Consider the following 3654-nt stretch of genomic DNA (forward strand, 5'->3'; position numbering starts at 1 on the left):
GCTGGGGCAGGGCGAGCCGGGCGCCGAGGACCTGCTGGCCCACGACGTGGTGATGCTCGGGCGCCTGCCGCACCAGGACTGGCTGGGCGGCGCCAGCGTCGCCGACGCCGCCGCGGTGCGCGCAGCGATGGAGGAGACGCAGTGCTGGGAATGGCGCGAGCGCGCGCTGGGCAGCCTGTCGGGCGGCGAGCGCCAGCGCGTGCTGCTGGCCCGCGCGCTGGCGGTGCAGGCGCCGATCCTGCTGATGGACGAACCGCTGTCGCACCTGGACCCGCCGCACCAGGCCGACTGGCTCGCGATCGTGCGCCGCCACGTGGCGCGGGGCGGCACGGCGGTGAGCGTTCTGCACGAGATCGGCCTGGCGCTGCAGGCCGACGACCTCGTGCTGCTGGAGGCCGGGCGCGTCGCCCACCACGGCGCCGCGGCCGATGCGGCCACGCACCGTGCGCTGGAGGCGGTGTTCGCACAGCGGCTGCAGGTGCATGCGGTGGCGGGCCGCTGGGTGGCGCTGCCGGTGGAGGAGAGGGCATGACCGCTCGCTGCGTGATGGTGCTGGGCACCAGCAGCGGCGCCGGCAAGAGCTGGCTCGCCACGGCGCTGTGCCGCTGGTACGCGCGCCAGGGCCTGCGCGTCGCGCCCTTCAAGGCCCAGAACATGAGCAACAACGCCCGCGTGGTCGCCACGCCGGCAGGCGGGCTCGGCGAGATCGGCAGCGCCCAGTACTTCCAGGCCCTGGCCGCACGCGCCGTGCCCGAGGTGCGCATGAACCCGGTGCTGCTCAAGCCCGAGCGCGACGACCACAGCCAGCTCGTGCTGCTGGGGGACGTGCACCCGCAGCTCACGGCCATGCCCTGGCGCGAACGCGGCCCGCTGCTGTGGCCCGTGGTGCGCGACGCGCTCGATGCTTTGCGCGAGGAGCACGACGTCGTCGTCATCGAAGGCGCGGGCTCGCCAGCGGAGATCAACCTGCAGGAGAGCGACATCGCGAATCTGCGCGTGGCCGCCCATGCACAGGCCGCCTGCCTGCTGGTGGCCGACATCGACCGCGGCGGCGCCTTCGCCCACCTGTACGGCACCTGGGCGCTTCTGCCGCCCGAGCAGCGCGCGCTGCTGCGCGGCTTCGTGCTCAATCGCTTCCGCGGCGATGCGGCCTTGCTGCAGCCGGGGCCGGCGCAGCTCGAAGGCCTCACCGGCGTGCCGACCGCCGCCACGCTGCCGATGGTGTGGCAGCACGGATTGCCGGAGGAGGACGGCCTGTTCGACGAGCGCCGCGCGGCGCCCGGCCCGGTGCGCCTGCGCGTCGCGGTGGTGGCGTGGCCGCGCATCAGCAACCTGGACGAATTCCAGCCGCTCGCCAACGTTCCCGGCCTGCGCCTGCGCTGGGCCCGCACGCCGGCCGAACTGGCCGATGCCGACTGGGTGATCCTGCCCGGCTCGAAGAACACCGCGGCCGACCTGCAGTGGCTGCGAACGCAGGGCCTGGCACGCGCCGTGGTCGATCACGCGAACGCGGGCCGGCCGGTGCTGGGGATCTGCGGCGGGCTGCAGGTGCTGGGCGAGGCGCTGGTGGATCCGCACGAACTCGCGGGCAACGGCCCCGGCCTCGGCTTGCTGCCGCTGGTGACGCAGTTCGCCGCCGCCAAGACGGTGCGCCGCACCGGCGTCACGTTCGAGGCGCTGGGGGGCGCGTGGTCGGCGCTCTCGGGCCTGCGCGTGCAGGGCTACGAGATCCACACCGGCCATACCGCGCAGCACGCCGGCATGGCCGCCGGCCGCATCGCGCTGCCGGACGGACTCGGTTGGACCAACGCGCAGGGCAACGTGCTCGGGATCTACCTGCATGGCCTGTTCGAGGATGCGGGCGTGCTGCAGGCGCTGTTCGGCGCCACGGCGCCGACGCTCGCCACCGTGTTCGACCGGCTGGCCGATGTCATCGAGGCGCACTTCGCCGCGGGCGTGCTGCCCTCGCTCGTCGCCTGCTGAAGTTCTAGGGGAAACGCCGTAATCCGGCGGGGTATCCAACCCCGACATTGCGGTCCATACTAGGTGCAGCCTGGGCATGGGGCCCGGCGCGTCTTTGGGGGCGTTGCCACATGTACAAGAAGATCCTGCTCGCTTACGACGGCTCCGACGCGGGCCAGAAGGCGCTGCTGGAATGCCGCGAACTCGCGCAGTGGTCGCAGTCGGAGCTGCACCTCGTCGCCGTGATGCCTTCGGCCATGAGCTTCGTCGGCCTCGAGGGCGGCGTCTACGACGTCGAACTCGAGGAACGCGAGAAGAGGAAATACCGCGGCGTGCTGGACGACGGCCTGCGCCGCCTGAGCGAGGCGGGCTTCTCCGCGCGCGGCGAAGTCGTCACCGGCGAGGCGATCGACGAGATCTGCAAGTACGCCCGCAGGATGGGCGCGGACCTGATCGTCGTGGGCCACAAGCACCTGGACAGCTGGGCGGCGCGCTGGTGGCGCGGCTCCATCTCCGGGGCGCTGATCGAACACGCACCCTGCAGCGTGCTGGTCGTCATCATCCACTAGTCCTGCCGCACGGGACTCCTTGGCCACCGGTGTCATGCAACTTCCCTCCGGCCGCGGCCGGCGGCCCGATCCATCGCTGGCGCAGGCGCAGTACCGGCGGCGCGCCGGCCACTACGACCTGGAACTGGCCGCGTTCGAGCCGATCCGGCGCGCCGCCATCGCGAGCCTGGAAGTTCAGCCCGGATCCACGGTGCTCGATGTCGGCTGCGGCACGGGCCTGAGCTTCGGGCTGCTGAAGGAGCGGATCGGCCCCGCGGGCCGCATCGTGGGCATCGATCCGTGCCCGGAAATGCTGGCCCTGGCACGCCGGCGCATCGCGCGGCACCGCTGGAACGGCATCACCCTGCTGGAAGCGTCGGCGGCCCAGGCGCCGCTGCAGGGCCGCGCCGATGCGGCGCTGTTCCATTTCACCCACGACGTGCTGCAGGACGAGGCGGCGCTGGCGCACGTCCTCGCCCACCTGCGCCCGGGGGCGCACGTGGTGGCGGCCGGCCTGCAGTGGGCGCCGGCGTGGTGCGTGCCGGTCAACCTGTTCGTGCTGGGCGCGGCGCTCTATTCCGTGACCTGCCTCGCCGGGCTGGAGCAGCCCTGGCGCCTGCTGGCCGCGCGCCTGCACGACCTGCGGGTGCGCTCGCCGCTGCCGGGCGGCTTCTACATCGCTTCCGGCCGGGTGTAGGCACCCGACAATCGCCAGCGCGACAAACTTCACCCACCCGCAACAGAAGTCACACGCCGGCGAAACGCAGCGCACGCATGCTTTGTGCTGCGCGCAACGGTAAAGCACAGCAGAATCGCGCCTACACGCACATGCGACGGGCACTGTCGCGCGGCTGAGGCAGGTGCAAGCACGCTCAGCCCCGGCTGAACTTGCCCGCGTGCCAGAACTACAAGGATCCCGATGCCTACACCGCCCCCTTCCCCGGCGAGCTCGCCCGAAGACAGCGCGCTGCCGCCGCAGGCCGCGCAGCCGCCGCGGCGCAAGCTGAGCCGCCGTGCCTCCATCGTCGGCACCGCGATCGCGCTGGTGGTGGCGGCGGGGCTCGCCTGGCTGGCCTGGGACCTGACGCGGCCCGAGCAGACCGCGTCGATGCAGCGCGGGCCGGGGGCGGGCGCCCGCGGCGGC

4 protein-coding genes and 1 pseudogene are annotated in these 3654 nt (G+C 73.0%); all 5 read left to right on the forward strand.

Annotated elements, in window-relative coordinates:
- The coding region (locus tag VFM98_RS24850) for an ABC transporter ATP-binding protein (protein ID WP_325112569.1) at positions 1 to 532 on the forward strand (532 nt) is incomplete at its 5' end.
- Positions 529 to 1983, forward strand: a complete 1455-nt coding sequence (locus tag VFM98_RS24855) for a cobyric acid synthase (RefSeq protein WP_325112570.1) — start codon at positions 529 to 531, stop codon at positions 1981 to 1983. The genes VFM98_RS24850 and VFM98_RS24855, both read left to right, overlap by 4 nt.
- Before the next feature lie 110 nt (positions 1984 to 2093).
- Complete coding sequence (locus tag VFM98_RS24860; protein ID WP_325112571.1) at positions 2094 to 2531, forward strand: universal stress protein; 438 nt, start codon at positions 2094 to 2096, stop codon at positions 2529 to 2531.
- 34 nt (positions 2532 to 2565) lie between these two features.
- The gene (locus tag VFM98_RS24865; RefSeq protein WP_325112572.1) at positions 2566 to 3207 is read left to right on the forward strand and encodes a class I SAM-dependent methyltransferase; all 642 of its coding nucleotides are present in this window, start codon (positions 2566 to 2568) and stop codon (positions 3205 to 3207) included.
- 222 nt (positions 3208 to 3429) lie between these two features.
- Positions 3430 to 3654: pseudogene (locus VFM98_RS24870) on the forward strand (hypothetical protein); the annotation flags it as partial.

The organism is Ramlibacter sp., from assembly GCF_035706265.1.
GTDB lineage: Bacteria > Pseudomonadota > Gammaproteobacteria > Burkholderiales > Burkholderiaceae_C > Ramlibacter.

Bases quoted from the DNA above. Each gene is read 5' to 3' on its own strand.
- VFM98_RS24860 (WP_325112571.1), top strand. From the start codon at position 2,094: ATGTACAAGAAGATCCTGCTCGCTTACGACGGCTCCGACGCGGGCCAG.
- VFM98_RS24855 (WP_325112570.1), top strand. From the start codon at position 529: ATGACCGCTCGCTGCGTGATGGTGCTGGGCACCAGCAGCGGCGCCGGC.
- VFM98_RS24865 (WP_325112572.1), top strand. From the start codon at position 2,566: ATGCAACTTCCCTCCGGCCGCGGCCGGCGGCCCGATCCATCGCTGGCG.